Below are 2,076 nucleotides of genomic sequence, written 5' to 3'. Positions count from 1 at the left end.
GAAAAAACCCGGCGGTGATCGCCGGTTCTTCTGTTTGCAGGTGCAAATCTGCAATGAAAAGTGTCGCCACGAATTACTCGCTGACGGTGACGCTTTTGATGATCACATCATCTTTCGGCACATCCTGGTGCATGCCGCTGCGGCCGGTGGCAACCGCTTTGATTTTGTCAACCACGTCCATGCCTTCAACCACTTCCGCGAAGACGCAGTAGCCCCAACCCTGCAGGCTTTCGCCGGAGAAGTTCAGGAAGTCGTTGTCAACCACGTTGATGAAGAACTGCGCGGTGGCGGAGTGCGGCGCCTGAGTACGGGCCATCGCCAGCGTGCCGCGGGTGTTTTTCAGACCGTTGTTCGCTTCGTTCTGAATCGGAGATTTGGTCGCTTTTTGTTTCATGCCAGGTTCAAAACCGCCGCCCTGAATCATGAAGCCGTTGATAACACGGTGGAAAATGGTGTTGTCGTAGAAACCTTCGCGGCAGTAGTCCAGGAAGTTTTTAACTGTTTCCGGCGCTTTGTCGTCAAACGTTTTGATTACGATATCGCCATGATTGGTGTGGAAAGTAACCATTTTTGCATCCTGTTCCGATGAGTGTGGTGCCAGCACCCGGTGTCGGGTGAGATATAGGGGGGTGTTATAGCATAACCGCGGGGGTCGATGCACCTTGCAATGTGTGCTGCGTCCGGTCTGAATTATGGGTATTATAGAGACTTCATTACCCACACACGTCTACACGGAATCTTCGATGTTAAAAATTTTTAATACACTGACGCGCCAGAAAGAGGAATTTAAACCTATCCATGCCGGGGAAGTCGGCATGTACGTGTGTGGTATTACCGTTTACGATCTCTGTCATATCGGCCATGGACGTACCTTCGTCTCCTTTGACGTCGTGGCGCGCTATCTGCGTTTTCTCGGCTATAAGCTGAAGTACGTGCGCAATATCACCGATATCGACGACAAAATCATTAAGCGCGCTAATGAAAACGGCGAAAGCTTTGTCGCGCTGGTCGATCGCATGATTGCCGAAATGCACAAAGATTTTGACGCGCTGAATATTCTGCGTCCCGACAGCGAGCCGCGCGCAACGCACCATATTGCGGAGATCATTGAGATCACCGAGCAGCTGATCGCCAAAGGCCATGCTTACGTAGCAGATAACGGCGACGTGATGTTCGACGTGCCGACGGACCCGAACTACGGTTTGCTGTCACGCCAGGATCTCGATCAACTGCAGGCGGGGGCGCGCGTCGACGTGGTTGACGTCAAGCGTAACCCGATGGACTTCGTCCTGTGGAAAATGTCGAAAGAGGGCGAGCCGAGCTGGCCGTCGCCGTGGGGCGCGGGCCGTCCGGGCTGGCATATCGAGTGCTCGGCGATGAACTGCAAGCAGCTTGGCAACCACTTCGATATTCACGGCGGCGGTTCGGATCTGATGTTCCCTCACCATGAAAACGAAATCGCCCAGTCCACCTGCGCCCACGACGGCGAATACGTCAACTACTGGATGCACTCCGGCATGGTGATGGTTGACCGCGAGAAGATGTCGAAATCGCTGGGTAATTTCTTTACCGTCCGCGACGTGCTGAAGTATTACGATGCGGAGACGATTCGCTACTTCCTGATGTCCGGCCACTATCGCAGCCAGCTGAACTACAGCGAAGAGAACCTCAAGCAGGCGCGTTCGGCGCTGGAGCGTCTGTACACCGCGCTGCGCGGGACGGACAAATCCGTCGACGCGGCGGGGGGCGAAGCCTTCGAAGCACGCTTTATCGAGGCGATGGACGACGACTTCAACACCCCGGAAGCCTATTCGGTGCTGTTCGATATGGCGCGTGAAGTAAACCGCCTGAAAACCGAGGACGCAGCCGCGGCGAACGCCATGGCGGCCCACCTGCGTAAGCTCGCTGCGGTGCTGGGTCTGCTGGAGCAGGAGCCGGAGGCGTTCCTGCAGAGCGGCGCGCAGGTTGACGACGCGGAAGTGGCGGAGATCGAATCGCTCATCCAGCAGCGTCTGGACGCACGCAAAGCGAAAGACTGGGCGGCGGCGGATGCGGCGCGCGACCGTCTCAACGAGA

2 protein-coding genes are annotated in these 2,076 nt (G+C 56.1%); one reads left to right on the top strand and one right to left on the bottom strand.

The annotated features are described in order from the left end of the window. Positions 1-73 precede the first annotated feature (73 nt). Complete coding sequence (ppiB, locus tag HMPREF9538_RS22255) at positions 74-568, bottom strand: peptidylprolyl isomerase B (RefSeq protein WP_004151319.1); 495 nt, start codon at positions 566-568, stop codon at positions 74-76. 175 nt (positions 569-743) lie between these two features. Between ppiB and cysS the strand changes: the two genes are divergently transcribed. Then, positions 744-2,076, top strand: a 1,333-nt coding sequence (gene cysS / locus HMPREF9538_RS22260) for a cysteine--tRNA ligase (protein ID WP_009484198.1), incomplete at its 3' end; no start/stop codon positions are given.

The organism is Klebsiella sp. MS 92-3 (genome assembly GCF_000195655.1).
In the GTDB taxonomy this organism is placed as follows: Bacteria; Pseudomonadota; Gammaproteobacteria; order Enterobacterales; family Enterobacteriaceae; genus Klebsiella; species Klebsiella pneumoniae.
The sequence above is the reverse complement of the archived record's forward strand: the minus strand, read 5'-3'. Positions and strand labels throughout refer to the sequence as shown.

What these genes read in the sequence shown, in the direction of transcription:
- ppiB (WP_004151319.1), bottom strand. Translation starts at nt 568, where the DNA reads ATGGTTACTTTCCACACCAATCATGGCGATATCGTAATCAAAACGTTT.